The following is a 2546-nucleotide window of genomic DNA, read 5'->3' as shown; positions in this document are numbered from 1 at the left end:
GCCCCCTCGGTCTTGGAGCGGCAGTGAGACTGCCGCGGCCATGACCAAGGTCACTGTTCACGGGCAATTTCACCGTGATACCGTGACCCTGGTGAGAACCATCCCGAAGCCCGTCGAGCCGAGCTGTTCGACAAGAACTCCCTCTGCCAAGAGAAGCGATAAAGGAGACTACGGTGAAATACGCGGTGAAATACGCGGTGAACCACGCGCTCAAACACGGCCTCAAGGACAATCGCTCAAAGTACGGCCTTTCACGCCTCTTGATGTTGCTGCTGGGCCTCCTGGCACCGCTCGCCTGGGCGCAGGCGCCGGCCTCGGCCACCGAGCCGGCCGCCGAGCCCACTTCCGAGGCAGAGACCGCGCTCATCCCCCGCCAGTTGCTCTTCGGCAACCCCGAGCGGGCGATGGTGCGGCTGAGCCCGGACGGCAGCCGGCTCGCCTACCTGGCGCCGTTAGGCGGCGTCATGAACGTCTGGGTGGCGCCCGTAGCCGACCCGGAGGCCGCCGAGGCCGTCACCGCCGACAGCGGCCGCGGCATCCCGGCTTACTTCTGGGCCTATACGAACGAGCACATCCTCTATATCCAGGACCAGGACGGCGACGAGAACTGGCGTGTCTACAGCGTGGCCTTGACGACGCTCGAGACCCGCGATCTGACGCCCTTAGACGGCGTGCAGGCGCAAATCCAGGCGGTCAGCCCGGAAAGGCCGGGCGAGATTTTGGTCGGCCTCAACGACCGCGTTGCCCAACTGCACGACCTCTACCGCCTCGACATCAGCACCGGCGAGCGGGGGCTCGTCTACGAAAACGAGGGCTTTATCGCCTTTATCCTCGACGACGACTACAGCCTGCACTTCGGCGTCGCCCCCACGCCGGACGGCGGCTTGGTGGTGATGAGGCGCGCCGAGGACGCCTGGGAAGAGGAACCCTTTGCCGTCGTCGGCATGGAGGACGCGCTCAACACCTTTCCGCTGAGCCTCGACGACAGCGGTGAGAGGCTCTACATGCTCGACAGCCGCGGCCGCGACACCACCGCGCTGGTCGAGGTGGCGCTGGCAAGCGGCGAGGAGACCGTCCTCTTCGAGGACCCCCAGGCGGACGTGAGCGACGCCATGATCCATCCGACCGAAAAGCGGGTCGAGGCCGCGGCCTCGACCTATGAGCGCACCACCTGAACGGTCCTCGACCCCGCTATAGAGGCTGACCTCGACTATTTGCGCGGCGTGGCCGACGGCGACATCGACGTGACCAGCCGCACCCAAGACGACCGCCAGTGGCTGGTCGCCTACACCCTCGACGACGGCCCGGTGCGCTACTACCACTACGACCGCGAGGCGGGCGAGGCGAGCTTCCTCTTCACCAACCGGCCCGAGTTGGAGGGTCTGCCCCTGGCCGCCATGACACCGCTCGTGATCACCTCGCGCGACGGGCTCGAGCTGGTCTCCTACCTCTCCCTTCCCGTCTGGTCCCTTCCTGTACGGGCCGACCCGGACGGCGATCTCAGCCCGGAGTCTCCCCTGCCCCTGGTCTTGCTCGTCCACGGCGGCCCCTGGGCGCGCGACGCCTGGGGTTACAACGCCCTGCACCAGTGGCTCGCCAACCGCGGCTACGCCGTCCTCAGCGTCAACTTCCGCGGCTCGACCGGCTTCGGCAAGGGTTTCATCAACGCCGGCAACCTCGAGTGGGGCGCGGCCATGCAGGACGACCTCATCGACGCCGTCAACTGGGCGGTCGCCGAGGGCGTCGCCGACGAGGCGCGCGTCGCCATCATGGGCGCAAGTTACGGCGGCTACGCGACGCTCGCGGGCCTCACCTTCAGCCCGGAGGTGTTCGCGGCGGGCGTCTCTATCGTCGGGCCGTCGAACCTGGTGACGCTCCTGGAGGCGATTCCGCCCTACTGGGAGCCGCAGGTCGAACTCTTCGCCACCCGCGTCGGCGACCACCGCACCGAGGAGGGGCGCGAATTCCTGCTCGAGCGCTCTCCCCTAAGCCACGTCGACAACATCCGCCGGCCCCTGCTCATCGGCCAGGGCGCCAACGACCCCCGCGTCGCCCAGGCCGAATCCGACCAGATCGTGACGGCCATGCAGGAGCGGGACATCCCCGTTACCTATGTGCTCTACTCCGACGAGGGCCACGGCTTCGCACGCCCGGAGAACAACCTCTCCTTCTACGCCGTCGCCGAGGCCTTTTTGGCCGAGCACCTGGGCGGCCGCGCCGAGCCCATCGGCGACGACTTTACGGGCTCGAGCCTCACCGTGCCGACCGGCGCCGGGGAGATTCCCGGCCTCGAGGAGGCGCTGCCCTAGCCTCTTTGGCTAACGCAAGGGATGGAGGGCGCCCTCCATCCTCGAGCCCGTCCTGGCTCCCGGCTCTCCCTTGCGTTAGCCACCTTACGGTAAAGCGCACGCCACTGGTGCTTTACTAGGGAGCATGGAATGGGAACTGCCCGTAATAGCCATGAGAACCCAGGTGGTCATGCCGAAGACGCTCGAAAACGTCGATGTCGGCAGGCCCAAGTCCAAGCGCGCCTTGGAGGAGGCGCA

1 pseudogene is annotated in these 2546 nt (G+C 67.2%); it reads left to right on the top strand.

The features are described 5' to 3' along the window. The first annotated feature begins 263 nt into the window (after positions 1 to 263). Positions 264 to 2309 (top strand): annotated as a pseudogene (locus M3498_08930) (S9 family peptidase). The last annotated feature ends 237 nt before the right edge of the window (positions 2310 to 2546 follow it).

The sequence above is a fragment of the Deinococcota bacterium genome, assembly GCA_030858465.1.
In the GTDB taxonomy this organism is placed as follows: Bacteria; Deinococcota; Deinococci; order Deinococcales; family Trueperaceae; genus JALZLY01.
The sequence above is the reverse complement of the archived record's forward strand: the minus strand, read 5'-3'. Positions and strand labels throughout refer to the sequence as shown.